Origin of the sequence: Streptomyces spinosus, from assembly GCF_020400655.1 — a bacterium.
GTDB classification, from domain to species: domain Bacteria; phylum Actinomycetota; class Actinomycetes; order Streptomycetales; family Streptomycetaceae; genus Streptomyces; species Streptomyces argyrophylli.
On the sequence record NZ_JAINRC010000028.1, the window covers coordinates 63,043 to 88,408 of the forward strand.

19 protein-coding genes and 1 tRNA gene are annotated in these 25,366 nt (G+C 70.4%); 11 read left to right on the forward strand and 9 right to left on the reverse strand.

Annotated elements, in window-relative coordinates:
* The first annotated feature begins 155 nt into the window (after window positions 1–155).
* The 3 genes from LG395_RS37450 (at window position 156) to LG395_RS37460 (ending at window position 4,557) form a co-directional block, all read left to right on the forward strand.
* Window positions 156–737, forward strand: coding sequence for a TetR/AcrR family transcriptional regulator (locus tag LG395_RS37450; RefSeq protein WP_225813487.1), 582 nt, complete (start codon window positions 156–158; stop codon window positions 735–737).
* 850 nt (window positions 738–1,587) lie between these two features.
* Window positions 1,588–2,208 carry an SRPBCC family protein gene (locus LG395_RS37455; RefSeq protein WP_225813539.1) on the forward strand — a complete coding sequence of 207 codons (621 nt, stop codon included), beginning with the start codon at window positions 1,588–1,590 and terminating at the stop codon, window positions 2,206–2,208.
* Between the two features lie 36 nt (window positions 2,209–2,244).
* The gene (locus LG395_RS37460; protein WP_225813497.1) at window positions 2,245–4,557 is read left to right on the forward strand and encodes an FdhF/YdeP family oxidoreductase; all 2,313 of its coding nucleotides are present in this window, start codon (window positions 2,245–2,247) and stop codon (window positions 4,555–4,557) included.
* Between the two features lie 210 nt (window positions 4,558–4,767).
* Here the strand turns inward: LG395_RS37460 and LG395_RS37465 are convergent, their stop codons facing one another.
* The 3 genes from LG395_RS37465 to LG395_RS37475 form a co-directional block, all read right to left on the reverse strand.
* The gene (locus tag LG395_RS37465; protein WP_225813499.1) at window positions 4,768–5,865 is read right to left on the reverse strand and encodes a Gfo/Idh/MocA family protein; all 1,098 of its coding nucleotides are present in this window, start codon (window positions 5,863–5,865) and stop codon (window positions 4,768–4,770) included.
* The gene (locus LG395_RS37470; RefSeq protein WP_225813501.1) at window positions 5,858–6,250 is read right to left on the reverse strand and encodes an ester cyclase; all 393 of its coding nucleotides are present in this window, start codon (window positions 6,248–6,250) and stop codon (window positions 5,858–5,860) included. Before LG395_RS37470 ends, LG395_RS37465 begins: the two co-directional genes overlap by 8 nt.
* A gap of 195 nt (window positions 6,251–6,445) precedes the next feature.
* Window positions 6,446–7,051, reverse strand: a complete 606-nt coding sequence (locus LG395_RS37475) for a TetR/AcrR family transcriptional regulator (RefSeq protein ID WP_225813503.1) — start codon at window positions 7,049–7,051, stop codon at window positions 6,446–6,448.
* Between the two features lie 141 nt (window positions 7,052–7,192).
* On the opposite strand from LG395_RS37475, the gene LG395_RS37480 reads away from it, so the two are divergent.
* A complete protein-coding gene (locus LG395_RS37480) occupies window positions 7,193–8,164 on the forward strand; it encodes an aldo/keto reductase (protein WP_225813507.1) in 972 nt (323 codons plus the stop codon).
* Between the two features lie 83 nt (window positions 8,165–8,247).
* Here the strand turns inward: LG395_RS37480 and ypfJ are convergent, their stop codons facing one another.
* Complete coding sequence (gene ypfJ, locus LG395_RS37485) at window positions 8,248–9,135, reverse strand: KPN_02809 family neutral zinc metallopeptidase (RefSeq protein ID WP_225813508.1); 888 nt, start codon at window positions 9,133–9,135, stop codon at window positions 8,248–8,250.
* 160 nt (window positions 9,136–9,295) lie between these two features.
* On the opposite strand from ypfJ, the gene LG395_RS37490 reads away from it, so the two are divergent.
* The gene (locus LG395_RS37490) at window positions 9,296–9,976 is read left to right on the forward strand and encodes a class I SAM-dependent methyltransferase (RefSeq protein ID WP_225813509.1); all 681 of its coding nucleotides are present in this window, start codon (window positions 9,296–9,298) and stop codon (window positions 9,974–9,976) included.
* 332 nt (window positions 9,977–10,308) lie between these two features.
* On the opposite strand, the gene LG395_RS37495 is transcribed toward LG395_RS37490, so the two are convergent.
* Window positions 10,309–10,800 (reverse strand): DUF3761 domain-containing protein, encoded by a 492-nt coding sequence (locus tag LG395_RS37495; protein ID WP_225813511.1) that lies wholly within the window; start codon window positions 10,798–10,800, stop codon window positions 10,309–10,311.
* 320 nt (window positions 10,801–11,120) lie between these two features.
* Between LG395_RS37495 and LG395_RS37500 the strand changes: the two genes are divergently transcribed.
* The 3 genes from LG395_RS37500 to LG395_RS37510 all read left to right on the forward strand — a co-directional run bounded on the left by LG395_RS37500 (window position 11,121) and on the right by LG395_RS37510 (window position 13,529).
* The gene (locus tag LG395_RS37500; protein WP_225813513.1) at window positions 11,121–12,494 is read left to right on the forward strand and encodes a hypothetical protein; all 1,374 of its coding nucleotides are present in this window, start codon (window positions 11,121–11,123) and stop codon (window positions 12,492–12,494) included.
* 82 nt (window positions 12,495–12,576) lie between these two features.
* Window positions 12,577–12,649 (forward strand) — tRNA-Gln (locus LG395_RS37505).
* 202 nt (window positions 12,650–12,851) lie between these two features.
* Window positions 12,852–13,529, forward strand: a complete 678-nt coding sequence (locus LG395_RS37510) for an alpha/beta fold hydrolase (protein ID WP_225813522.1) — start codon at window positions 12,852–12,854, stop codon at window positions 13,527–13,529.
* An 11-nt stretch (window positions 13,530–13,540) separates the two neighbouring features.
* On the opposite strand, the gene LG395_RS37515 is transcribed toward LG395_RS37510, so the two are convergent.
* Both LG395_RS37515 and LG395_RS37520 read right to left on the reverse strand, forming a co-directional pair.
* Window positions 13,541–13,738: a hypothetical protein gene (locus LG395_RS37515; RefSeq protein ID WP_225813523.1), complete on the reverse strand. Its 198-nt coding sequence runs from the start codon at window positions 13,736–13,738 to the stop codon at window positions 13,541–13,543.
* A 181-nt stretch (window positions 13,739–13,919) separates the two neighbouring features.
* The gene (locus LG395_RS37520; protein ID WP_225813524.1) at window positions 13,920–15,566 is read right to left on the reverse strand and encodes a glycoside hydrolase family 27 protein; all 1,647 of its coding nucleotides are present in this window, start codon (window positions 15,564–15,566) and stop codon (window positions 13,920–13,922) included.
* Between the two features lie 369 nt (window positions 15,567–15,935).
* Here LG395_RS37520 and LG395_RS37525 point away from each other — a divergent pair, with 369 nt between their 5' ends.
* Window positions 15,936–17,546: a glycoside hydrolase family 43 protein gene (locus tag LG395_RS37525; protein ID WP_225813525.1), complete on the forward strand. Its 1,611-nt coding sequence runs from the start codon at window positions 15,936–15,938 to the stop codon at window positions 17,544–17,546.
* A 77-nt stretch (window positions 17,547–17,623) separates the two neighbouring features.
* Here the strand turns inward: LG395_RS37525 and LG395_RS37530 are convergent, their stop codons facing one another.
* Complete coding sequence (locus LG395_RS37530; protein ID WP_225813526.1) at window positions 17,624–18,637, reverse strand: LacI family DNA-binding transcriptional regulator; 1,014 nt, start codon at window positions 18,635–18,637, stop codon at window positions 17,624–17,626.
* Window positions 18,638–18,849: 212 nt separating this feature from the next.
* On the opposite strand from LG395_RS37530, the gene LG395_RS37535 reads away from it, so the two are divergent.
* Window positions 18,850–19,815, forward strand: a complete 966-nt coding sequence (locus LG395_RS37535) for a glycoside hydrolase family 6 protein (RefSeq protein WP_225813533.1) — start codon at window positions 18,850–18,852, stop codon at window positions 19,813–19,815.
* Between the two features lie 91 nt (window positions 19,816–19,906).
* Window positions 19,907–21,181, forward strand: coding sequence for a glycoside hydrolase family 6 protein (locus LG395_RS37540; RefSeq protein WP_225813535.1), 1,275 nt, complete (start codon window positions 19,907–19,909; stop codon window positions 21,179–21,181).
* A 298-nt stretch (window positions 21,182–21,479) separates the two neighbouring features.
* Here the strand turns inward: LG395_RS37540 and LG395_RS37545 are convergent, their stop codons facing one another.
* Window positions 21,480–24,593, reverse strand: coding sequence for a S8 family serine peptidase (locus LG395_RS37545; RefSeq protein WP_225813537.1), 3,114 nt, complete (start codon window positions 24,591–24,593; stop codon window positions 21,480–21,482).
* Between the last annotated feature and the right edge of the window lie 773 nt (window positions 24,594–25,366).

Sequence of the window (25,366 nt, forward strand, 5' to 3'; positions counted from 1 at the left end):
TGGTCCGGTCGGGCAGACCAGCCGGACCAGATTGAGACGGAACGTTCTCACTCACTATGAGACGGAGCGTTCTCTCTGTCAAACCTTGTTAGTGAGAACGTTCCGTCTCATAATGGTGGCGACCCCGTTCACCCCGACCTGAGGAGGACCTTCCCGTGGCGCGACGCTCGGCGGAGGAAACACGGCGACACATCCTGGAGATCGCGGGCGACCTCTTCTACACACGAGGCGTCCGCGCGGTCGGCATGGACCTGGTCATCAGCAGCGCCCAGGTGGCCAACGCGACGCTCTATCGCCAGTTCGCGACCAAGGACGACCTGGTCACCGCCTACCTCGTCACCCGCAACGAGCACTGGTGGCAGCGCCTACGCGAAGCCGCCGCCGGCGCGCCGGACGCCCGGGCGAGGGTCCGGGCACTGTTCGACCTCATCCGCCAGGACATGGCCACCCCTGGCTACCGCGGCTGCGCCACACTCAACATCACCAGCGAGTTCCCCGACGCGGACCACCCCGCCCACACCGCCGCCATCGCGCACAAGACCGAAGTACAGGCCTGGCTGCGCGACCAGCTCCGCGAGGCCGGCGACCCGGATCCCGATGACACGGCCGGCAAGCTCCTGGTCATCCTCGACGGCGCACAGGTCCTGGCAGCCGCCATGGGGACCGACGCCCCCGGTGACCACATGATCCAGCTCGCCGAACAGCTCCTCGACACCCGGCTGCCCGCCACGCCCTGAGCCCGCCGACTTGACCGGCGGTCTGCCAGACGGCCGTGTTTCGGCCTATCAGCGACTGGACCGTCGCCACCCCTGACCGCTCCCGGACCGGCTCGCCCGCCCTCCCGGTTCGGTGCGGGCGGGGAGGTGTGACCCGGGGCGCCGATGGTCGTGCACCTCGGCGTGCACCGGCCCTCCCTCTCGGGCGGCCGGAGAGTCACCAAGCACCGCCAGGACCACGACGAGTTGGTGGTACGGGGCCCGGCCCAACTCGCCGGGGGCCCACGCGGCCAGGCGTGACGCCTGGCACAGAAGACACGCGCCGGATCGTCATCCGGCGCGACAACGCTCGGGCTACGGCGACTTCGTCCACGCCGACGGCACGTACGCCGAGCTCCTCGCACTCGCCCAGGACCGCTGACGCACCTTCCCGGGACCGCTGACGCACTCGCCCAGGACCGCTGACGCACCTTCCCGGGACCGCTGACGCACTCGCCAGGACCGCTGACGCGGCCGGGGCGACTCCCTCCACCCGCGGGGCGCCGCGACGACGGTGAAGCGGCGAGCGGGGCGCGGTCGCCGGCCACCCGCCGGGTCACGGTGAGCGGCGGGTGGCCGTACCCGGGGTGAAGCCGGAGCCGACCGTCGGCCGCCTGGAAAAGCACGTGTTCAACGCCTCTACCACGCCCCGGGCTCGGCGCCCCTCCTGCCAGCCGGGCCCGGCCCCTTCTCGCGCCCGGGGGCCGCCCGGGACGCCGGCGCGGTCGGGTGACTCGAAACCCGGGATCGGGGAACCGGAAGAGATGCCCTGCCCGTAAAAGGAGGGGCGGGTCTGAGGACGCCCGGCTCCCTCACCGGAAGAAGGACCATGATGGTGCACGAAGACGACAGTGGGCAGGCCACGCCGAACACCCCGGGCACGCGCTCCGACGGCGACGACGTGACACGCCGCCGTCCGCTGCGCGAGCAGCACGTCGAGGAGACGGTCGAGGTCGCGGTGCCGGTCCGCACGGCCTACAACCAGTGGACGCAGTTCAAGACGTTCCCGCGCTTCTCGACCGTGGTGCGCGACGTCGAGCAGATCAGGCCCACCGTCACCGCGTGGACCATCGGCTACGGCCCCCTGCGTCACCGTTTCGCGGTCGAGATCGTGGAACAGGACCCTGACGCCTACCTGGCCTGGCGTGGCCTGGAGCAGCACCCCACCCACCAGGGCGAGGTCGAGTTCAGGGCGACGGAGTCCGGCGGTACCGCCATCACGGTCCGGATGCTCCTCCAACCGCAGGGGGCCGCGAAGGTCCTCACCCGCTCGTCCAAGGTCGTGGGGCTGACCGCCCGGCTGGTGCGCGGGGAACTGGTGAGCTTCAAGCGCTTCATCGAAGGGCTCGGTCAGGAGGGCGGCGCCTGGCGCGGCACCATCCGCAACGGCCGGGTCCAGCACGACACCCCGGAACCGCCCAGGAGCCGTGTCGCCCAGTGGCCCGTCGGCTGACCCGCATACCGCACACGGCAAGAGAAAGGCCAAGCGATGCAGAACCCGCCCGGTGAGGAGCCGGAGACCTCCCTCTCCGTGACACCGCCGAAGAAGTGGGCGGCCGGTGTTCCCGCCGTCGTGCACGCGCTGGAGTACTCCCTGGAGCAGACCTCCCCGCGCAAGACCGGGGTCGACCTGCTCACCATGAACCAGGTGGGCGGGATCGACTGCCCCGGCTGCGCGTGGGCGGACCCCGCCCCGGGCCGGCGCCATCGCAACGAGTACTGCGAGAACGGCGCCAAGCACATCAACGACGAGGCCACGACGCGCCGGATCACCGCCGACTTCTTCCGCGAGCACAGCGTGTCCGATCTGGCCGCCCGCTCCGACATGTGGCTCAACCAGCAGGGCCGGCTCACCGAGCCGATGATCAAACGGCCCGGGTCGGACCACTACGAGCCCATCGGCTGGAACGACGCCCTGGGCGTCCTCGCGCAGGAACTGAAGGGGCTGGACTCACCCGACGAGGCGGTCTTCTACACCTCCGGCCGGGCCAGCAACGAGGCCGCCTTCGTCTTCCAGCTCTTCGCCCGCGCCTACGGCACCAACAACCTGCCCGACTGCAGCAACATGTGCCACGAGTCCAGCGGCTTCGCCCTGAACGAGACGCTGGGCGTCGGCAAGGGCACCGTCAGTCTCGACGACCTCCACCACGCGGACCTGATCTTCCTGGTGGGGCAGAACCCGGGCAGCAATCACCCGCGGCAGCTCTCCGCCCTGGAGGAGGCCAAGCGCAACGGCGGCCGCATCGTGGCGGTGAACCCGTTGCCGGAGGCGGGGCTGCGACGCTTCAAGAACCCGCAGAAGCCGCGCGGTGTCGTCGGCCGGGGCACCCAGATCGCCGACCGGTTCCTGCACATCAAGCCGGGCGGGGACCTCGCCCTGTTCCAGGCACTGAACCGGCTGTTGCTGGAGGCGGAGGACGCGCGTCCCGGCACCGTCCTGGACCACGACTTCATCGACGCCCACACCTCCGGTTTCGAGGAGTTCGCCCGGCACGCCCGCACCGTCGACTGGGACGACGTGCGCGCGGCGACGGGACTGACCCGCGAGGAGATCGAGAAGGTCCGCGACGAGGTCCTGCGGAGCGAACGCGTCATCGTGTGCTGGGCGATGGGCATCACCCAGCACAAGCACGGCGTTCCCACCATCCGGGAGATCGTCAACTTCCTGATGCTGCGCGGCAACCTCGGGCGCGCGGGCACGGGCGCCTGCCCGGTGCGCGGCCATAGCAACGTCCAGGGCGACCGCACCATGGGCATCTGGGAGCAGATGCCGGACACCTTCCTGGACGCCCTCCAGGAGGAGTTCGGCTTCGATCCGCCGCGTGCGCACGGCCTGGACTCGGTCAACTCGATCAAGGCGATGCTGGAGGGCCGCGTCAAGGTCTTCCTCGCCCTGGCCGGCAACTTCGTGCGCGCGGCACCCGACAGCGAGGTCACCGAGAAGGCGATGCGTTCGTGCCGGCTGACCGCCCACATCTCCACCAAGCTCAACCGCTCGCACACCGTCTGCGGCGACACCGCCCTGATCCTGCCGACGCTGGGACGCACCGAGCGTGATGTCCAGGCCGACGGCGAGCAGTTCGTCACCGTCGAGAACTCCATGAGCGAGGTGCACACCTCCCGGGGACGGCTCGAACCGGCCTCGCACATGCTGCTGAGCGAGGTCGCCATCCTGTGCCGGCTCGCCCGGCTGACCCTCGGCGGCGAGGGGGACGTCCCCTGGGGTAAGTTCGAGGGCGACTACAACACCATCCGCGACAGCATCTCCCGGATCGTGCCGGGCTTCCACGACTTCAACGCCCGGGTGACCCGTCCGGGAGGCTTCCAGCTACCCAACCCGGTCAACGAGGGCGTGTTCAGGACCGAGACCGGCAAGGCCCGGTTCACCTGCAACGAGCGGGTGGTCCCCCGGGCCCCCGAGGGTCACCTGCTGCTACAGACCTTGCGCTCGCACGACCAGTGGAACACCGTGCCGTACACCAACAACGACCGCTACCGCGGCATCCACGGCAGCCGCCACGTCGTCCTCGTCAACCCGGCCGACCTGTCCGAACTCGGCCTCGCCCAGGGCGATCGCGTGGACCTGGTGAGCGTCTGGCAGGACGGCACCGAGCGCCGGGCCGAGAACTTCGAGGTCGTGTCCTACCCGGCGGCCAAGGGTTCGGCCGCCGCCTACTACCCGGAGACGAACGTCCTGGTGCCGCTCGACAGCGTCGCCGACGCAAGCAACCAGCCCACGTCGAAGGGCATCGTCGTCCGCCTCGAACCCACGGGCGACCGATCCCGGCCGGCCCCCGTCTGACCAAGACCGACGACGCCACACCCCGGCGGGGCCCCGCCGACACATGCGGGGCCCCGCCGTCCGTCTGGCCGTTGCCGGGCTCTGCTGCGCCGGACCTCGTACGTGTCCGCTCTCGGTCGGTCAGGGTGCGGCCGAGTATGCCGGCACACGTGGCGGGGGCCGATGCGGCGAAGTGATGTCGGACAGTGTCGAAATCGACCGGCCGCGCGCCTAAGGATGGAGGGCTTCTCGTCGGCCTGTGGCGGCGGACCGTACGATCGCGTCAAGGAGTCGGTGGCGCTTGACGGCGTGGGTGAAGTCCGGGGCGGCAGCCGTTCCGTGGATCAGGTCGTCCCGGATCGCGGCGTAGGCGTGCGCCAGCGTGTGGATCACTGTTCCGGCCAGGCCGGGATAGTCGTCGTAGCCGCTGGGCAGCGTGACCTCCGCAGGCCGGCCGCCGCCGCGTGTGCCACGCACCGTGACCGGACCGATGTGCGGGAACTCCGCGGCGGTGATCTCGAGTCTCCCCTCCGTGCCGTCGATGATCAAGCAGAACCCTGCGCCCGATGCCGCGCCTCCACGGTGGTGGACGGACAGGACCGCCCCGCCCGCCACGGTGCCCGAGATCGCGATCTGGTCCTCGGCGGTCATCGGAACGACCTGCCCGGTGCGCCCGAGGGGAACCCGGCGGCGCCGGGTCGCGGTCGTGGCGACCACTTCCCGAAGCTCGCCGACGACCATCGACACCAGGTCGATCGCGTGTCCGAACGCGATGGTCAGCATCGTGGCCCCGAGCTCGCGGTCGAGCGTGTAGACCATGTTCGCAGACACCGGAGTGCCCCATTCGGTCGAAGACGCCACGACGGTGGCGGAGAGCACTTCCCCCACGAATCCTTCGGACACGAGGTCGGCCAGCCGGCGGAAGGCAGGCGAGGAGCGTCCCTGAAGACCGACGAAGGTGCGCGTCGTCCCGGCGGCACGCTCCATCTCCTCGGCCTCGCGCAGGTCGACGCCGAGCGGCCACTCGGAGAGCACCGGCACGCCTGCCTTCAGCACGGGCAACACGAGTTCGCGGTGCCGAGGCACTTTGACGGCGACCACGACGAGGTCGACGTTCTCGTCGCCGGCGAGCTGCTCGACCGACGTGTACGCGGGTACGCCGTACGCCGCTCCCGCGGCCCGGGCCGAGGCTTCGGAGCTCGCCGCCAGCGCGCGAAGCTCGATCCCGTCGACCGCGTTCAGCGCGGGCAGGTGAGCCCCGGCCGCCCAGCCTCCCGTGGCGCTCAGGCCGACGATGCCGACGCCGATCGGTTCACGGGGGTCAGGCATCGAGCTGCCGCCTCAGCGACTCGGCGTCGTGCAGAGCCGTCATGTGCACGAACCGCCCGTCACGAACCTGATAGACGGCGTACTCGACGATCTCGAACGAGGCGCCGGTGGGAGCCACGCCCAGCCACTCCTTGGCGGGCGTGCCCGTGTCGGTCAGACGGGCGGCCAGGCGATCACCGTCGACCACGATCTCCCGGGGCTCCCAGTGGAAGTCCGGGACCGCGTCGATATCGCCCTTCAGCACAGCGATGACCTGGTCCCGAGTGCCCGGCTCGCCGTTCAGGGTGGTCTCGTCGTTGATGAACTCGTCCATGCGGGAGATCTCGTGGGCGTTGAGCGCTCCGATGTAGCGCAGGTAGAACTCGCGCAGGTCGGTGTCGGACATGATCCCCTTCTTCGGCCCCCGGAGCGGAGGTCATGCTCGGTGTCCGCGACGGCCCTCGACGGTTTCCTCGCGGTGATCGTCGGCAGGGGAGGACCCGCTGCCCGAAACTTCTGTCCCGGACGGTACCGAAGTTTTGCCGCACCGTCACTGCCCTCATGCGCGGAGATGATCCCGCCGGGGGAAGAGGCGCAGGCGCTATGCGGGCCAGCCGAGCAACGCCGTGTCGACGATCTCGTCGAGCTCGGCAGGACCGAGGCCGTTGGCGGCCTGCACTGCGATGCCGAAACCCATCGTCATGATGAACCGGGCAAGACGCCGAGGGTCGGCGTCACGCGGAAGATCGCCCTCGTCGACGGCGCGCCGGAAGCGCTCCTCGAGGCGAACCCCCGCGTCGTTGCGCCAGTCGACCAGCAGGTCGTGGACGGCCTGGCTGTCGCTGCTCGACGCCAGCGCACCCTGCACGGTCAGGCACCCGGAGGGGCCACCGGGAGGGGTCGTGGTGCGGACCGCTCCGTAGAGGAACGCCGAGGCCACGGCCCGCGCGGTGGGCTCCTCCAGGGCGCGCGTGACGTAGGCGGCCGGCCCCGCGCCGTAGCGCTGGAGGGCCTTGCGGAACAACTGCTCCTTGTTGCCGAAGGCCGCGTACATGCTCGTCTTGGTGATCCCCATGGCGCCGGTCAGTTCGGCGAGGCTCGCACCTTCGTATCCGCGGGTCCAGAACACCCGCATCGCACGTTCCAGCGCCTGGTCGATGTCGAATTCTCGAGGCCGGCCCATGACGGCCCTGCGGGAGTCGCCCATACCAGAAGCGTACCACTCGGTACAAATCTTCGCCGACGAGCAGATTCATGCCCGCGAACGTAATTCAGTACCGATCGGTCTTGAACGTGCTACGGTTCTGCACCGACCGGTACTTAAGTGGTGGGAAGGGAAGTCCGCGCCATGAAAACCGTCTCGCTCGGCAGCCTCAAGGTCTCGCGCATCGGTCTCGGAGCCATGGGAATGTCGGCGTTCTACACAGGCGCAGGCCGGTTCGACGACGAGTCGATCCGCACGATCCACCGCGCTCTGGACCTCGGGGTCACCCATATCGACACCGCTGAGGGGTACGGTCCGTTCACCAACGAGGAACTGGTCGGCCGGGCCCTGCGGGGGCGCCGAGACGAAGTCGTGCTGGCGACCAAGTTCGGACTGATCTCCCACACCGGCGGCACGTCTTTGGACAGCACCCCGGCCAACATCCGCCTGGCCGTGGAGGGATCACTGAAGCGCCTGGGTACCGACTACATCGACCTCTACTACCAGCACCGGGTGGACCCCGGCACGCCCATCGAAGAGACCGTTGGCGCGCTGGCCGAACTGGTGGCCGAAGGCAAGGTCCGCCACATCGGCCTGTCCGAGGCCGGCCCCGCCACGATCCGCCGCGCTCACGCCGTGCATCCGGTCACCGCGGTCCAATCCGAATACTCCCTGTGGACCCGCGACCCGGAGGCCGAGATCCTGCCTGTCCTGCGCGAACTGGGTATCGGCTTCGTGCCGTACTCCCCGCTTGGCCGCGGCTTCCTGACCGGCGGCATCCGCTCCCTGAACGATCTCGACACCGACGACTGGCGCCGTACCAACCACCGCTTCGCCGACGGCAACCTGGAACGCAACCTGCGCATCGTCGACGAGGTCCGGGCCGTAGCCGCCGAGATCGACACCACGCCCGCGCAGGTCTCCTTGGCCTGGCTGCTCGCCCAGGGTGACGACATCGCGCCCATCCCCGGCACCAAGCGAGTGGCCCGGCTGGAGGAGAACGCCGCCGCCGACCGGATCGAGCTCACTTCCGGCCACGTCGCCCGCCTGAACGACCTGCCCCGGGCCTCCGGCGAACGCTACGACGCGGACAACATGGCCGCCGTCAACCGCTGATCGACCACGTACCACCACGCACGCCGCGGGTCGGCATCCGGGCGAAGAGGGCGGCATTCCCGATGCCGTGGCTGCCGGTGTGGTCAGCCGAACGTGTCGCAGCTGGCGACGCGGCCGGAGCGGTAGCCGGTGGAGAACCATTGCTGACGCTGGCTCGCGGAGCCGTGGGTCCAGGTGTCGGGTGTGACCTTGCCCTGGTAGCGCTGCTGGATACGGTCGTCTCCGACGGCGGCGGCCGCGTCCAGCCCGCGGTCGATGTCGTCCTTCGTCAAGTCGGTGATCAGTGGCTTACCGCTCCTGGGGTCAGGGGTGGTGGTGGCGTGGTGGGCCCACACTCCGGCGTAGCAGTCCGCCTGCAACTCCAGTTTCACCGAGCCGCTGTTCCGGCCCTCTCCGCCGCCGCTGGAGATCGTCCCGCTGAGGTCCTGGAAGTGGTGGCCGTATTCGTGCGCGATGACGTAGGCCTCGGCGAAGGGGCCGCCTTCGGCGCCGAACTTGCTGCTCAGATCGTTGAAGAAGCCGAGGTCGAGATAGACCTTGTCATCGGCTGAGCAGTAGAAGGGGCCGACGTCGGACGTCGCGTTCCCGCAGCCGGTGTTCACACTGCCGGTGAACAGGAACGTGGGAGCCTGCTGGTACGGCTTGCCGGCGGCTGTCTCCGTCCGCTTCCAGAATGCCTGCACGCTGTCGACCACGGCGACGATCCGGCACTCCTCCTTGCGGTTGGCGTCGGCACCGGTCCGGCAGTCCGCCGCGAGGTCCGCGGCTGACCTGCCGGACGAGGACGTGTCGCCGCTGCCCGAGCCGAAGATCCCCGGGTCGACACCCAGGAGCACGGACGCGACCAGCACCACGAGCCCGACCAGTCCCCCGCCGATGGTCTTCCCGCCGCCCGGGATCCCGCCCAGCGCACCTCCCCGACCGTCCTCGACCTCGGACGTGTCCAGAGCAGCATCGTCGTCGAATTGCATACGTTGACCTCCCTCAAGCAGCACGCCGGACCGCCCCGCGTCGTCCCGCTCGCCTACCCCGTACGAGGACATCCCCATCCCGTCCTCTTGCTGCTCCGCCGTTTTGCCGGAGCGGCAACAGGAGTGGCGTGACCGGGCCGCGATGGGCGACGTTGGGCCCGTGACCGACAACATCACGGCGGGATCTCCCGCGTCTGACACCTCCTTCCCTGACGACGGATACGTCGGAGACCCCGCGGTGCGGGCGGAGTGGGACACCCGGTACGCCGACCGACAACAGCTGTGGAGCGGCCGGCCCAACGGTGCGCTCGTGACCGAGGTCGCCGGGCTCACGCCCGGGCGGGTGCTCGACGTCGGCTGCGGCGAGGGCGCGGACGCCGTCTGGCTCGCGCGCGGCGGCTGGGACGTGACCGCGCTCGAGGTCTCGGGTGTGGCGCTGGAGCGGGCGGCCGGGCACGCGCGGGACGCAGGCGTCACCGTTCGCTGGGTACACGCCGCGCTGACGGAAGCGGCGCTCCCGCCGGCCTCCTTCGACCTGGTCTCCGCGCAGTATCCCGCCCTGCTGCGCACCCCCGACGCCGCAGCCGAGCGAGCCCTGCTCGCTGCCGTCGCGCCCGGCGGCGTGCTGCTGCTCGTGCACCACGCGGGGATGGACACCCAGCAGACGCACGACAGCGGTTTCGACCCGGCCGACTACGTCTGGCCCTCGATGGTAGCCGCCCTGCTCACCGACGACTGGAAGGTGGAGGTGAACGAGCAGCGACCACGCGTGGCACCCGACGGCGGCGCCGGCGCGCACCATACCGACGACCTGGTGCTGCGTGCGCGACGGCTGCGCTGAGCCCCTCCGCTCACGGCAGGCGCGGCATCTGGGCGGAAGAGGTACTCGTGGCCACGGTTCTCGGTTTCCGGGAGTTCGTGGGTACGGCCACCGTTGCACAGGGCGCGGGGGGTGGTCGGCGCTGGTGAGCCGAAACACGGCACAGACCGGCTGCTAAGCCAAGTGCGTTACGTGGCGCGACGCTGTAGAGGTCGGCGAGGATGGCCTTGGCACGGGGCGGATCGTACGGGTGCCACAGTCGCCACCCTGAGCAGCCGACGACCTCCCAGCAGGCCCGCGTGCTGCCGGTCGAAGACCATCCGGCCAGTACCAGTCCCCTGCGAACTACAGGCCTACCGGTAGAAGACCGCTACGCCCCCATGGTGCGAGCACGCGCCCTGGTGGTGTGCGGCGTAGGAGTACGTGCCGTCATTGCAGAGAGCGGTGGCGCCGTTCCCGGCTCCGACGGAGCCCCCCGAGGAGCTGGAGCCGCCGCCTCCGGAAGAACCGCCTGACGAACTGCCGCTGCTCCCGGAGTTCGCCGCGGCCGCGCGGGCGGTGACGGTCACCTTCACCTTGACCGTCTTCGTCTCGGTCACTGTCGGCGCGGGTTCCGGCGTCGCTGTTTCCGTGGCCGTGGCCGTGGCAGTTGCGGTGACCGTGGCCGTCGGCCGCACCTTGTCGGCTGCCGGCTTCGCATCGCTGCCGGTGTTCTGGTCGCCGGCGCCTGCGCCGATGCCGAGGAAGAAGGCGAGGCCGATCGTGGGCAGCACGTACCGCTTGCGAGCCCACTTCGGGGCGGTTCTGACGGGCGGCTGCTGCGGCGTGGTGTACGGATTGGTCATGTGTCCCCCCAGGACGTGCCAATGGCGCGAAACGCTAGCGCCAGTTGTGACGCGTAGCGTGCTGGTTGCGTGCAGGTGTCACCGATTCGTGATGTCGCCCGGCCTCGTTGCCAGGGCCCCGCTGCGGCTTCGGAGTGGGGGCGACGCGACAGCCGGTCGGCGGCGAGGGGCGTGGTCCGCAAGCCGTCGTTGGGCCGGGCGTGTCACAGTACCGACCCGCGGTTCGAGAGCGGGCCGCTGGTCGTCGTCGACGTCGACGACGGTTCCGACGTGCGGATAAGCAGTGGAGGCCCGGTCGTGGTGATGACAAGGTGAGACCCATGCCGTCGCCTACATCCGAACAGCTCCTCCGTGAACTGCACGCTTCACTGACACTGCGCAAGCGTCCGGAAGATGTGGCCCGGCTCATCCAGGATCTGCACGCCGCCCAGGGCACCGACCTCGACACAGCGACCGAGGCGGCGCTCGCCAAGGCCGCTGAGCACTCGCTGCGCAACCTCTGGCACGGCTACACCTCCATGCGGGAGGAGTTCGCCCGTCCGGTCGGCGCACAGCGCCAGCTCGCCCGAGCGGCAGACCTGTTCGCGAGCGTGCCGGACCTTCCGGACGACGCCGGGGATGATCCCGCCCGGATCGAGGTGGTGATCCGGCAAGCGGGTGAGGAAATCGGCCGCGCGTACGGGCAGAACGACTTCGGCACGGACCGCCTCAACCGGACCGAGCGCACGGAGGCCGGACTCGGGGACGTTTCCAAACGCCAGTACAACAAGCGTTTCCGGCTGCTGCGCCGGATGGAGGCCAAACTGGCCCGGCTCATCCACGAGCAGCGCCGACGCGACGTGGTCATCACCGGCAAAGGCGCCCTCGCCCACGTCCTGCCGTACGAGCTGTTCGCCGCGGACCCGGACACGGCCGCATTCATCGCCTACATCACGGCGCGCGGCCACATGCGCAGCGTGTTCACCAACGGCCGGCAGCGTCAGGTCTACGACGAGGTCGCCGAGGCCCTGTTCGAGCGCCTGAGGAATCACCCCGAGCGGGCCTGCTGGTACGCGGTCGCGCATGTGCACCCCACATCCGAGGTGCTGACCCACGTGTCCGACCAAGACCTCACCCGGCTACTGGTTCGGTGGAACGCGTTCCTGCGCCAGGTCGCCGGTCTGCTGGAGGACGCCTGGAACCGGCATCCGCTGGAACGCGACACGATGATCGTGCGCCGTGGCGACGACTCGTCGACGTGGAACCAGGCCGCACAGGCATGGAACACGGCCCGGGCCCACTGGTTCGCGCTGCTGACCGAGCTGGGGCAGGACGGGATCCTGGACCGGATCTGTCCCGGCAAGGTGCCCCGCCTGATGGCGGCCGATGTGGCGTACTGGCACCGCATGAGCGGCGGCGGGCTGCACCCGGACACCCACGTCTGGGCGGACCTCCCTCTGCCCTGGGAAGTACTCCGCGGTGAGAAGGAATGCCCGCGTTCGCTCGTCGAAGCAGTCTGCGCCCGGCATCGGGTGGACCCGATAGCTGGTGCATGGACTGCTCCCAGGACGGCGGCTGAGGCCGTCGCCTTCCGGCGGACACCCGAGCTGGTGCACGGAGTCGCCGTCGCGGATCCGCTCATGGCCGGCGCTCTGCGTTCGGCGGGGGTCTTCTCCGGCAAGGGAAAACGTGCCGCCGCTCAGGAGTGGACGTGACGACCGGCGGCAGTTCCCGCGTGTGTCCGCCGCCGCAAATCGATTGACCCACACAGCGGCCCCAGGCAATGATCACGGTGGCGACGAGGAAGCTCTGCGGAGGAGCGCCCGGCTCTGGACCCGGGTGGACGCAGGTTCGAATCCTGCCCTCGTCGCCTCTCCGCGTACTTCCCAGAACACGATGCTCCCGGGCCGCGCCCTTCGTGGGCGAGTGACGCAACGTCACAGAAGGGTGGTCTCGTCGCGCAGCCGAGAAGCAGGATCGGTCCGGTGATGCGCCATGCCACCCTTGGGCGTTGGCGAAGCGTCTGATCGCCGGCCGTACTCGCCGGCCTCTGCTTGACCTACGATGACGCGGTGAAGTTCGTGATGGTGCCGGGCGGCTGGCAAGGCGGATGGGCGTTCGACTCGGTGGCTGCCGAGCTGCGCCGAGCCGGTCACCACGTCGAGGCGGTGACCCTGTCGGGGCTGGAGCCGGACGGCCCACTCGATGTGGACTCTCCGCCGAACCTGGACACCCACATCGCCCAGGTAGCCGACATCATCGACCGTGGCGACGGAACGCCCGTCGCCCTGTGCGGGCACAGCTACGGCGGGATGGTGATCGCCGGTGTCGCGCACCGGCTCGGCGACCGCCTCGATCAGCTCGTCTTCATCGACGCCTATGTCCCGGACGACGGGGATTCGTGTTGGTCTCTGACCAGCGACAGCTTCCGGGAGTTGTTCATAACCGGCGCACGCGCCGACGGCCGATGGGTCGCAGTTCCCGAAGGACTCGACCCTCGCGCGCGACCGCACCCACTGGCGAGCTTCGTTCAGTCGATCAGGCTGGAAGACCCTCCCGGCTACGCGCTCAGCCGAACGTTCATCAGTGGTGGCGCATGGCCGGGCAGCCCGTTCGTGACCCTGACCGAACAGTTGCGCAACGACCCGGACTGGCGGGTTCACGAGATCCCCGTCGGCCACAACATCGCCCGCCGGGACCCGCACAGCCTCGCTGCCGTTCTCGCCGCACTGCCACCCGCCTCCGCCTGACGCACACCCGCTCACTCCTCCGCATCGCCGTCCTGGCAGAGGTGGACGGCCGCCGGGTCGGAACTCACGGCGCTGCCCGCCCGTGCGGCGGCGGCCCGGGAGGCCGCGCGCGGGGTGTCCTCGCCCTGGCCCAGTGCTGTGCCGCCCCTGCTCAGGACGACCGGCGCCGCGACCACGGCGGGCCATAAGAGGGATCCTGTCCTTGTCATCGTGCGACTCGCCTTCCGTTGCGGACCGGCAGGGCAGGGAACGAGGGGCCGACGTGCGGGGGCGAGGCGGCGCGGGCGTCCGTCCCCGCTGCCGGGCCGCCGTGACGGTCTCGGGCGGCCCGGCACGTGATGTCGGGAACGTCGGTGCGGGCGAAGCCGGTCGGCCGGCGGGTGGTGTCGCTCAGGCGCGGCTCCACTTCTGGCCGGCCTGGCCGTTGCAGGTCCACAGGACCAGCCGAGTGGCGTTGGCGGTGCCGGCCCCGTCGGCGTCGAGGCACAGGCCCGCGTGGACGTTGCGGATCGACCCGTCCGGGCCGAGGGTCCACTTCTGGTTGTCCTGGCCGTTGCAGGGCCACGTGATGACGCGGGTGCCGTTGGCGGTGCCCTGGTCGTACGCGTCCAGGCACTTGTCGCCGTACACGCGGATCTCCCCGCCGGCCCATGTGGTCCACAGCTGGTTGGCAGCCGTGTGGCAGTCCCAGAGCAGTACCGTGGCACCGGCGGCGGTGGAGGAGTTGTCCACGTCCGCGCAGCGGCCGGACGCGTTGCCCCGCAGCCGTGAGGTGGTGGCGGCCAGGGGGCTGCCGCCGGTCACCCGGAACACGGCCACGCCGTGGGCGGGGACGCTCGCCGAGATCTGTCCGGACGTGTTCGACGTGCCGCCGGTCCACAGGTCGGTGAGGGTGAACGGGCCGCCGGACAGACCGACTTGCGCGGCGGTCGTGGTGACCGTCGCCGTGCCGCCTCCCCGGTTGAACAGGCCCACGGCGACCGAGCCGTCCGACAGGGGTTTGGCGAACACCTCGGTGGCGCCGTCGTCGCGCACCCTGCGCCCGCCCGCGCCCAGCGGATCCTGGTTCACCGCGATCAGGCGCGGGTTGCGCAGGATCGCGCTCACGTCGGCGGACATGGTGCGGATGTCGTTCCCGGCCATGAGGGGGGCGCTCAGCAGTGCCCAGAGGGCGAAGTGGGAGCGGGACTCGGTCAGTGTCAGGCCGGGACGGCCGACGACCAGCATGTCCGGGTCGTTCCAGTGTCCCGGACCCGACTGCGCCGCCAGCGGCGCGGTGACGTCCAGGACGTTGCCGACGCCCATCGGGTAGCTGTTGGTGTTGCCGTTCTGCCAGATGTCGAGCAGGTCCTCGGTCGTCCGCCACAGGTCGGCGACCTCGCCCCAGTTGTAGGTCGAGCCGGTGATGGCGTGGAAGCTGTTGGGGTTGATGGAGTAGACGATCGGCCGGCCGGTGGCGCGCAGGGCGTCACGCATCAGGGTGAACCGCGCGACCTGCTCGTCGCGGGTGCCGCTGGAGGAACACCAGTCGTACTTGAGGTAGTCGACGCCCCAGGAGGCGAACGCGGCGGCGTCCCGGGCCTCGTGCCCCCTGCTGCCGGTCGAGCCCGGATAGGCGCCGCTGGTCTGCGCGCAGGTGCGTTCGCCCGGCACCTGGTAGATCCCGAACTTCAGGCCCTTGCCGTGGATGTAGTCCCCGAGCGCCTTCATCCCGCTCGGGAACTTGGCCGGATCGGCCCGCAGGTTGCCCGCCGCGTCACGCTGCGGGTCGAACCAGCAGTCGTCGACCACGACGTACCGGTAGCCGGCGTCCCGCATGCCCGAGGACACCATCGCGTCGGCGGCCTGGCGCACCTGTGCCTCGGTGACCGCGCATCCGAAGCTGTTCCAGCTGTTCCACCCCAGCGGTGGCGTGAGCGCGGGGCTGCCCGGCGCGGCCGAGGCAGGGGAGTGGGCCGAGGCCGTCACGGTCGCGGTGATGGCCAGCGCGGCGGCCGCGAGGAGGCGGAGCAGTCGTCCGCCTGATCGTCTGAGCACGTGGGGCTCCTTCGGCACGGCGAGGAAAGGGCAAGGGGTTCGAAATTTCGGTCAGCATTCGGAAATTCGACCCTTCCGCGGATACTAGAGCGGAGCCTGAGCATGTCAACATCGCCGGAACGAGCCAACTGTGCTTTGGATTGATGACCGTCGGGGAGACCGTCACCTGTGTCGATGGTGAAGAGACCGGCGGCGGGTGCGAGCCGTCCGGTGTCGAATGTATCGATCGACCTGGCGAAACTGCGCGAGGTCTTGACGGGTGCGATCGGGCTCCTATGATCCGGGATGCTCGATAAATCGACCCATGTTCGAAATACCGAACACACTGCACCCGCTCTACGCGAATGAAGCCCGAGGAGGACGCCACAGATGAATATGTCATGGCCTCAACAAAACTTATCCCGTCGGCGTGCGCTGACGGCCGCCACCGGCCTGGCCGCCGGCGCCCTCCTGCCCCGTGGAGCCGCCCTCGCCGCCGCCTCCACGTACACGAACCCGGTGATCTGGCAGGACTTCGCGGACATCGACGTCATCCGGGTCGGCGACACGTACTACGCCTCGGCCTCGACGATGCACTATTCGCCGGGCGCGCCCGTCCTGCGCTCGTACGACCTGGTGCACTGGGAGATCGCCGGCCACTCGGTGCCCGTGCTCGACTTCGGTGCCAAGTACGACCTGAACGGCTCCCGTGGCTATGTCAGAGGAATCTGGGCGTCGTCACTGGCCTACCGGCCGAGCAACAGGACCTTCTACTGGCTCGGCCAGATCGACTTCACCCGGACGTACGTCTACACCGCGACCGCCGTCGAGGGGCCGTGGAACAGGCTGACGACGATCGCCACGCCCTACTACGACGCGGGGCTGCTCGTCGACACGGACGACTCCCTGTACGTGGCGTACGGAAACACCACCATCAGCGTGGCCCAGCTCTCGCCCGACGGCCGCGCCCAGGTCCGCACACAGCAGGTGTTCACGACGCCGTCGAGCGTCGGCACCCTCGAAGGCTCACGGTTCTACAAGATCAACGGGCAGTACTACATCTTCCTGACCCGCCCCGCGAACGGTCAGTACGTCCTGAAGTCGTCCGGCGGCCCCTTCGGCCCCTACACGATGCGACAGGTCCTGCTCGACCTGCGTGGGCCGATCCCCGGAGGCGGCGTCCCGCACCAGGGCGGGCTGGTGCAGACGCAGAGCGGCGCCTGGTACTACCTGGCCTTCGTGGACGCCTATCCCGGCGGCCGGATGCCCGCGCTGGCCCCCGTCACCTGGACCTCGGACGGCTGGCCCGTCGTACAACTCGTCGACGGCGCGTGGGGCACCTCGTACCCCAGCCCCGCCGTGCCCCCTCCGCCCCGTCAGGTCACCCCCATGACCGGCGTCGACACCTTCGACGGTACGACCCTCAAGCCGAGATGGGAGTGGAACCACAACCCGGACAACACCAAGTGGTCGGTCGGCGACGGGCTGACCCTCCGGACCGCCACCGTCACCAACGACCTGTACTGGGCCCGCAACACCCTCACGCACCGCATCCAGGGTCCCACCTCCACGGCCACCGTCCAGCTCGACCACTCCGCGATGCGGGACGGCGACCGCGCCGGCCTCGCACTGCTGCGGGACGCCTCCGCGTGGATCGGTGTCAAACGCGACGGCGGCGTGACACGGGTGGTGATGGTCACCGGGCTGACCATGGACACCAACTGGAACACCACCGGCACCGGCTCCGAGGTCGCGAGCGCGCCCGTCTCCGGTGGCCGCGTCTGGCTGCGCGCGACCGCGGACATCCGCCCCGGCGCACCACGCCCCGGCACCTTCTCCTACAGCACCGACGGCACCACCTTCACCCGCCTCGGGCCCGCCTTCTCCATGGGCAACGACTGGCGGTTCTTCATGGGCTACCGATTCGCCCTCTTCAACCACGCCACGCAGGCGCTCGGCGGCGCTGTCCGCGTCACGCGGTTCGAGCTGTCCACGCCCTGAACCGGTCCACCGGTCGCACCCCCCAGCCACCTGCTCACACCCGGGGCCACGGCTCCTGCCGGGGCCCGCCTCAGCCGTCAGGCACTGGAACGGACGACCAGGTGGGTCGGCAGGATCAGCGCGGTGGGGTCCTGCCCGTTGACCAGGGCGACCAGCATGCGCGCCATCTCCCGGCCCAGAGCCTCTATGGGCTGATGGACGGTGGTGAGCGGCGGATCGGTGATCCGGGAGACGCTCAGGTCGTCGAATCCGACCACGGCGACGTCGGCGGGGACCCGCCGGCCGGCCTTCCGCAGCGTGCGCAGGGCTCCCACCGCCATGTTGTCGCCTGCTGCGAACACCCCCTCCACCCCAGGGCGGTCCGCCAGCAGTGTGGCCATGGCGGCGGCTCCGCTGTGCTCGGTGAAGTCCCCCTCCTGCGGCGGCAACGGGTCGAGGCCGGCGGCGAGCATGGCGTCCCGGTAGCCGCGGTACCGGGCACGCCCGGCCTCGGTGTCCAGCCGCCCGCAGATCGCGGCCACACGAGTCAGGCCGCGTGAGAGCAGGTGCTCGGTCGCCTTGCGCGCCCCGCCGACATTGTCGACATCGACGTACCACCGGGGGGTCGTACGGACCGGGCGTCCGCCGAACACGACGGGCATCTGCGCCTTCTCGGCCACCCGGGTCAGCGGATCGTCCTCGCGCAGCGCCATCAGCATGGCGCCGTCGGCGCCCCTGGAGCGGAGGAGTTCCGCAACCCGCTTGCGGCCGCGGTCGGAAGCGGCCAGGCACAGCATCAGATGCAGGTCCGCCTCCTCAAGAGCGGCCGACGCTCCCACGATGACCTGGGCGAAGAAGGGATCGGCGAAGATCGACGGATCTTCTCCGCAGACGACCAGGGCGGCGGCTCCCGTCTGCCGGGTGGCCAGGGCGCGGGCGGACGGGTTGGGGACGTAACCGAGTTGCCGGACGGCCCGTTCGACGGCTTCACGTTTGGCGCGGCTGACGTGCGGAGCGTTGTTGAGGGCGCGGGAGGCCACAGAGCGGGAGACGCCGGCGCGTTCGGCCACCTCGTCGAGCGTCGGCTGCCGACGCGGCGCATCTTCTGCCATGAGCCGGGAGTCTGTCACAGGTCAGCGGGCACATGGTGGCGTCGGCTGGGAGCGCTTCCAGCTCATGGTCTCCGTGCGTCTCCCACTGCGGTCGAGGTCGAGTCCTGCGCCGACTATTGACAGCTCAATCAGCCCACCCCACGATTGGGACCGCTTCCAGTGGGAGCGCTCCCAATGCACTCGAGTCCCGCTCAGGAAATCGAGGTACAGCCATGCGTCGCAGCATGCGAATACTGGTGGCGGCCCTCTTCGCCCTGCCGTCCGCGCTCGCCCTCGCACCGTCCGCCCACGCGGCCGACCCGACCACCATGACCAGCGGGTTCTACGTCGACCCCGACTCCAGCGCCAAGCGGTGGGTGGCCGCCAACCCCGGCGACGGCCGGGCACCCGCGATCAACGCCTCCATCGCCAACACCCCGATGGCCCGCTGGTTCGGCTCCTGGAGCGGCACCATCGGCACGGCCACGGGGGCGTACGCCGGAGCGGCGGACTACTCCGACAAGCTGCCCGTCCTCGTCGCCTACAACATCTACAACCGTGACTACTGCGGCGGGCACTCCGCGGGCGGGGCCGCCTCGCCGTCCGCCTACGCGAACTGGATCGCCCAGTTCGCCGGCGGGATCGCGGGCCGCCCGGCGGTCGTCATCCTCGAACCGGACTCCCTCGGGGACTACGACTGCATGACCCAGGCCCAGATCGACGAGCGCGAGGCCATGCTCACCAACGCCCTCGCCCAGTTCAGCCGCCAGGCCCCCAACACCTGGGTCTACATGGACGCCGGCAACCCGGGTTGGGTCAGTCCGGCGACCATGGCCAAGCGCCTGCACGAAGCCGGCCTCCGGCAGGCCCACGGCTTCTCGCTCAACGTCTCCAACTACTTCACGACCGCCGAGAACACCGCCTTCGGCAACGCCGTCAACAGCGAGCTCAGTGCCCGCTACGGCTACACCAAACCGTTCGTCGTGGACACCAGCCGCAACGGCAACGGCTCCAACGGCCAGTGGTGCAACCCCGCCGGCCGCCGCACCGGCACACCCACCCGGACGGGCGGAGGCGCCGAGATGCTGCTGTGGATCAAGACACCGGGCGAGTCCGACGGCAACTGCGGCGTCGGAGCCGGCTCCACGGCCGGGCAGTTCCTCCCCGAGGTCGCCTACAAAATGATCTACGGCTACTGATCCGGAACTCCCGCCGCCTTCACGGACGCATCGGCAGTCCACCCGGCCGGCGGGCATCCGCCTCCACCACCCCATCGACCAGGAAGCAACCATGAATCCACGCAGCCTTCGGCGCCGCGCGGCCGTCGTCGTCGCGACCCTCACCGCAGGCGCCGCTCTGACCGCGACGCAGGCACAGGCCACACCCACGCAGGACGTGATCACCCCGGCCACGAAGTTCTACGTGGACCCGCACAGCAAGGCCGCGCGGCAGGCCCTCGCGGACTTCGCAAACGGCGACACCCTGAACGCCGTGAACATGGCCGAACTCGCCAGCTGGCCGCAGGCCGAATGGTTCACCGAGGGCACGCCCGACGAGGTGCGCGGCAAGGTCGGCACACTCGTCCACCGTGCCCGCGCCGTGGGCCGGACCCCGGTCCTGGTCGCCTACAACGTCCCGGGCCGCGACTGCACGCAGTACTCCAGTGGCGGAGCCGCGTCCTCCGCCGCCTACCGGCAATGGATCGATGCCTTCGCCGCCGGTATCGGCACCGGCAAGGCGGTGGTCGTCGTCGAACCCGACGGCACGGCCCTCCTCCCCAAGGACTGCGGGCCCACCGCCGACCCGACAGGCGAACTCACCGCCGCCCGCGTCGCCGACCTCGCCTACGCCGTGAAGACCCTGAAGGCCAGGCCGCGCACCGCGGTCTACCTGGACGCGGGGAACGTCCAGTGGCGGCCCGTCGGTGAGATCGCCCAGCGGCTGCTGGACGCCGGGGTCCGCCACAGTGACGGCTTCGCCCTGAACGTGTCCAACACCCACCCCACCGACCACAACGCCAGATACGGCACCTGGATCGCCAAGTGCATGTGGTTCGCCACCGAAGGACCCGAGGAGGCGCGTGGCCACGCCGAGCGGTGCGCCGACCAGTACTACTCGGCGGCCGCCCCCAACGACGGCACCCCCGGCGACGCGGTCTCCTCCGCCGATCCCGCCACCTGGCGGTGGACCGACGCCTGGTACGACCAGAACGTGGGCACTCCACCGGCCGACCGGCTGCGTCACTTCGTGATCGACACCAGCCGCAACGGCCAGGGCGCCTGGACCCCGGAGCCGGGCAAGTACACCGGGGATCCGGAGGCCTGGTGCAACGCACCCGGCCGCGGTCTCGGCCCGCGCCCCACCGCCGACACCGGCGTCCCCCTCGTCGACGCCTACCTGTGGATCAAGGTCCCCGGTGAGTCCGACGGCAGCTGCACACGCAACACCGGCGGCACCGTCGACCCCGAGTACGGCATCGTCGACCCGCCCGCCGGCACCTGGTGGCCCGACCAGGCCCACACCCTGGCCCGCAAGGCGGCACCGCGCCTGACCTTCAACCACTGAGCGGACCGAGGCTGCGAGCCGTCCTGCGGCTCCTGGGCCCCGCACCCCGCGTACGGTCGCGTTACGGCCCGTCAGGAGCTGCCGATGAGCGCGCAGCCCGATGCCCCCCGCCCCGCCGGTCCCGGCCGCCCTCGCCCCGCTGGCCGCGGGGGCGGCGGGCGACTCGCCGTGCCATTGCGCCGAGGAACGGGCGCCGGCTCCGTGGAACCCCGGGACGTGAGCGAGCCGGTGGGGCGGGAGCCGTTCGGGCCCGCCCCACCGGCCACTCGGGAGCCACGGCCCCCGGGGGATTACCGCGTCACTCCCAGGAGTCCTTGTTCGTGGACACCAACTGACCCGGGATCACCTGCCCCTCGGTGCCCAGTTCGGTGTACGCCCAGTACTCGACGCCGGGCTTCAGCGGAGCCTTCGGCCGCAGTTTGTACTGCGGTGTCGTGCCGCGCTCCACCGCGGCCGGCAGTTCCAGCGTCGCCTGCTCGTAGTGGCCCTTGCGGCTGAGGACGACGTGCCCGAGCCGGTAGTCGACGACCGGGCTACGGGAGTCCTGTGCGAAGACGTACGCCGTGTACGTGCCCGCTTCCGGCATGAAGACCCAGGCCCGCTCGGAGCTGCTCCAACTGGCGGCGCTGCGGTAGACCAGCTTGTCGCCCTTGTACAGCCAGAGATCGAGGTTGGTGTCCGGGTCGTCGGTCGCGGTATCCACGACGATCCCGGCGCTGCCCGCCGGCACCTTGAAGGAGTGCGCCTGCACCCCGAGGGCCTTCCGGTCGAAGACCCCGCCGCTGACCCCGGTCCGCATCGAGTACGACTCCCGCTGCATGGCGGCGTAGCCGGTCGAGTGGCCGGAGACCGGGCCGGTGAAGCCCGGCTCGAACATGCCGTAGGTGCCGTCGGCGAGCCGGCCGAACTCCTCCAGGTTGTCGTCGTACTGCCGGGGCGAGATGCCCCACGGGCGCGCGGCGACCGGAATCCTTACCCGGTGGGCGGTGCCACGCCAGGTGATCGCGCCGGTGACGTAGCGGTCCCACGGTGCGCTGCCGCGCCGCAGCGTGATGGTGACCGAGGCGGTCTCACCCGGTGCCACCGTCACCGTCGCCGGTGCGACGCTCACCCGCATGCCCTCCAGCCCGCTGGTCGAGGCATGGTACGTCTCCCGCTTGCCGCCGACGTTGGTCAGCTTGCGGGTCAGCACCACCGGCTTGGTGCCGTCGTAATCACGCAGCCCGATCGACGGCAGGTTCAGCTCGCGGCCGTCGGGCTGAGCCGCTTCGCTGAAAGCGGTCAGACTCCTGGCGTCCGGCTCGATGACCAGTCCCGGATCGGCGGCCCGCTCCAGCGACGGCAGTCCGCTGCCCTGGGCCAGCGGGCCGGCGTCGCCCACGCTGCCGGCCGTGGTGTGCAACGCCGAGGCGACCGCGCCGGGCGACCAGCCGGGATGCTCGGCCCGCAGGACCGCGGCCTCACCGGCCACGTGCGGGGTAGCCATCGAGGTACCCGAGTACGCGTCGTACTGCCGGCCGAAGTTTCCCGGCGGGGAGACGGCCGCGATGATGTCGCTGCCGGGGGCGACCAGGTCGGGCTTCATCAGCCCGGGGTGCGTCTTGTCCGGCCCCGTCGCAGAGTAGTCCGCGATGGTCGGCGCCCCCGCGGCACCGGAGCCGTGGCCGCTCGAAGTGAGCCGTGCGGTGCCGTCGTCCGGGTGCCTCATCAGGTAGTTGAAGATCTTGCCGGCCTGGTCCCTGGTGTTCAGATAGAGCACCGGGAAGTCGTAGATGCTGTTGACCCGGAAGTTGCCGTTGGGGTCGAAGAGGACCATGGCCGCCGCGTGCTTGGCTTTGAGCTCCTCCACCGCGGCGTAGGGGCTGTCCAGGGCGCAGGCGACCACCTTGCCCTTCACCTTCGCCGGGTCCAGGCTGCCGGGCTCGCAGTACGCCGAGCCCTCCTCCAGTGTGCCGGCCTGTTCGCCGAAGACCAGCGGCAGGGACCGGCCGCCGGGGAGCACGTCCAGCGAGGCGCCGGTGATCGAGGTGCCGTCGCCGAGCCGGACGGTTCCCTCGTTCACGTGGGTCACCGCCGCGCCGACTGTGGTGACCCACGGCTGGGTGTTGCTGACCGCGCCGCTGAAGCCGGAGTTGCCGGCCGCGGCCGTGACGAAGACTCCGGCCAGCGTGGCGTTGAGGAAGGCCTGGCCGATCGGGGTGTTGGGCTCGCTGTCCCCGAACTGCGTTCCGATCGAGTAGTTGAGTACCTGTACGCCGTCGGCGACCGCGGCGTCGATGCCCGCGATGATGTCGGCGTCGTATCCCGAGCCGCCCCACAGGACCTTGTAGACGGCGATCCGCGCGTCCGGGGCAACACCGGAGACCGAACCGAAGTTCCGCCCCGAGATGGTGACGTTGTCGACGGGCAGGCCGGCCGCGGTGGACGCCGTGTGCGTGCCGTGCCCGACCATGTCCCGGGGAGAGAGCACCTCACCCTCGGGGAGCGTGCCGCCCGACACCGCGAGGAAGGTGTCGGCGAAGTACCGGGCGCCGACGATCTTGCCGTTGCAGTGCTGGGCGGCGAAGGTGTAGCCGGTCTGGCAGGTGCCGTGCCAGCCCGCCGGGGCCGTCGGTATCTGCTTGGCGAACGACGGGCTCTCCGGCCAGATCCCGGTGTCCAGGACGCCGATCACGACCCCGGCGCCGGTGCTCTTGCCCGGCTTCCGCGCGGCGGACCCCTGCGCGCCGGCCGCCGGCGAGCCGGTTGCCCGGGCGCCGGTGGCGGACGCCCCGGTCCTCGCCGCTCCGGCGGTGCCCGTCGCCGTGCCGTTCGTCGGCTGCGGTGTGGTGCCACCGACAGACGCGCTGGTACCGACCACCTGGGACTCGGTGACCGAGCGGACCCGCTTGTCCGCCTTCAGTTCCTCGACCTGAGCAGCGGTCAGCGTGGCGGAGAATCCGTTGAAGGCCGTGGTGTACACCTCGTCGACCGTGATGCCGGCTGCTTCGGCCACCGCCGTCCGCCGGGTACCGAGGTGCTTCCGGTACGCCTTCGCCGCCCCCGACTGCGGTTCCAGCGGCTCGCCCGGTGCCGGGCGGGTCCGGGCCAGGCCCGAGAGCCGGCCCGTGTACGTGGCCACAGGTTCCTCGGCGAGCTGCACGATGTACGGAGCGCGGCCGGAGGGCTTTTCCTGGTGTCCCGTCTCGGACTTACCGGTCTGGCGCGGTCCGAACCGGCCGGCGCCCCCGGTCAGGTCGACCCTGTCTCCGCCGGGTCGCAGTCCAGAGCTGACACCGCTTCCCGCCGAGGTGTCCGGCTCGGCGGCTGCCGCCGTTGCCGTACCCCCGGTGGCGACCGTGCCGCCGGCCAGGACGAAGGCCAACAGGGGTATGGCCAGCCTCCGTCGCCGGGTTCGTCTGCTCGTAGCCACGAGACTCCTTCCAGTCGCTCCCTGATGGGAGCGGTCCCATGGAACCTAACTCGACGTCAGTTAACGACGTGTTACTGGTTGATTCCGATGCTTGTGTGGCCACAGTGGCCGTACTTCCGCCGGAAGCAGGGCCCCGTCGAGGGCACCCCGGCCCGTTGCGATCACACGTATCTGACGCCGCGTCTCCGGACAGCCGTGGTGTGCGCAGGCCGACGGCCGCCTCGGCCTGGTCGGCGACGCCCGTGGCGGCGGACGGACGCACAGTCCCTTCCGCGTGCGCGGGCGCGGCGCCTCGGCGGCGCACTGCCGGTAGTGGATGAGCACAGAGACGCCCTCGACGTCCGCCGGCGGGCGCTGCGCCTTCGCGCGCACCCGCGGTCCAGGAACGGCGCCGACCTCAGCAGTGCCTTCTGCGAGATCATGACGGCCGGCCTGGCCCAGAGGTGCCGGCCGGACCGCCGGGGCCGATCAAGGGAGCGACGAGGGATCCGGTCGGCCGCCTTCTCCGAGCGCGTACAGGAACGTCGCGACACGCTCCACGATGACCGTGGCGACCAGCCCCCGCAGGGAACCGATACCGGTGTGGACGGTTCCCGGGTGCGCGTGCGCGCATCGCCGCTCACCGCCGGCCGGTGTGCCGGTGGTACGGGCTGGTCACGGCGGTCGTTCAGACCGGCCCGCGCCCGCTGAACCAGGCGGTTTCGCTGAATGACCTGATCGTCCGGTCAAGGGCTGTTTCGCGTCGAAGGGGGACGGGGACCCGCATCGCACGC

Coding starts and splice junctions, on each gene's coding strand:
- LG395_RS37455 (WP_225813539.1), top strand. CDS start 1,588: ATGGTGCACGAAGACGACAGTGGGCAGGCCACGCCGAACACCCCGGGC.
- LG395_RS37460 (WP_225813497.1), top strand. CDS start 2,245: ATGCAGAACCCGCCCGGTGAGGAGCCGGAGACCTCCCTCTCCGTGACA.
- LG395_RS37465 (WP_225813499.1), bottom strand. CDS start 5,865: ATGCCTGACCCCCGTGAACCGATCGGCGTCGGCATCGTCGGCCTGAGC.
- LG395_RS37470 (WP_225813501.1), bottom strand. CDS start 6,250: ATGTCCGACACCGACCTGCGCGAGTTCTACCTGCGCTACATCGGAGCG.
- LG395_RS37475 (WP_225813503.1), bottom strand. CDS start 7,051: ATGGGCGACTCCCGCAGGGCCGTCATGGGCCGGCCTCGAGAATTCGAC.
- LG395_RS37480 (WP_225813507.1), top strand. CDS start 7,193: ATGAAAACCGTCTCGCTCGGCAGCCTCAAGGTCTCGCGCATCGGTCTC.
- ypfJ (WP_225813508.1), bottom strand. CDS start 9,135: ATGCAATTCGACGACGATGCTGCTCTGGACACGTCCGAGGTCGAGGAC.
- LG395_RS37495 (WP_225813511.1), bottom strand. CDS start 10,800: ATGACCAATCCGTACACCACGCCGCAGCAGCCGCCCGTCAGAACCGCC.
- LG395_RS37500 (WP_225813513.1), top strand. CDS start 11,121: ATGCCGTCGCCTACATCCGAACAGCTCCTCCGTGAACTGCACGCTTCA.
- LG395_RS37515 (WP_225813523.1), bottom strand. CDS start 13,738: ATGACAAGGACAGGATCCCTCTTATGGCCCGCCGTGGTCGCGGCGCCG.
- LG395_RS37525 (WP_225813525.1), top strand. CDS start 15,936: ATGAATATGTCATGGCCTCAACAAAACTTATCCCGTCGGCGTGCGCTG.
- LG395_RS37530 (WP_225813526.1), bottom strand. CDS start 18,637: ATGGCAGAAGATGCGCCGCGTCGGCAGCCGACGCTCGACGAGGTGGCC.
- LG395_RS37535 (WP_225813533.1), top strand. CDS start 18,850: ATGCGTCGCAGCATGCGAATACTGGTGGCGGCCCTCTTCGCCCTGCCG.
- LG395_RS37540 (WP_225813535.1), top strand. CDS start 19,907: ATGAATCCACGCAGCCTTCGGCGCCGCGCGGCCGTCGTCGTCGCGACC.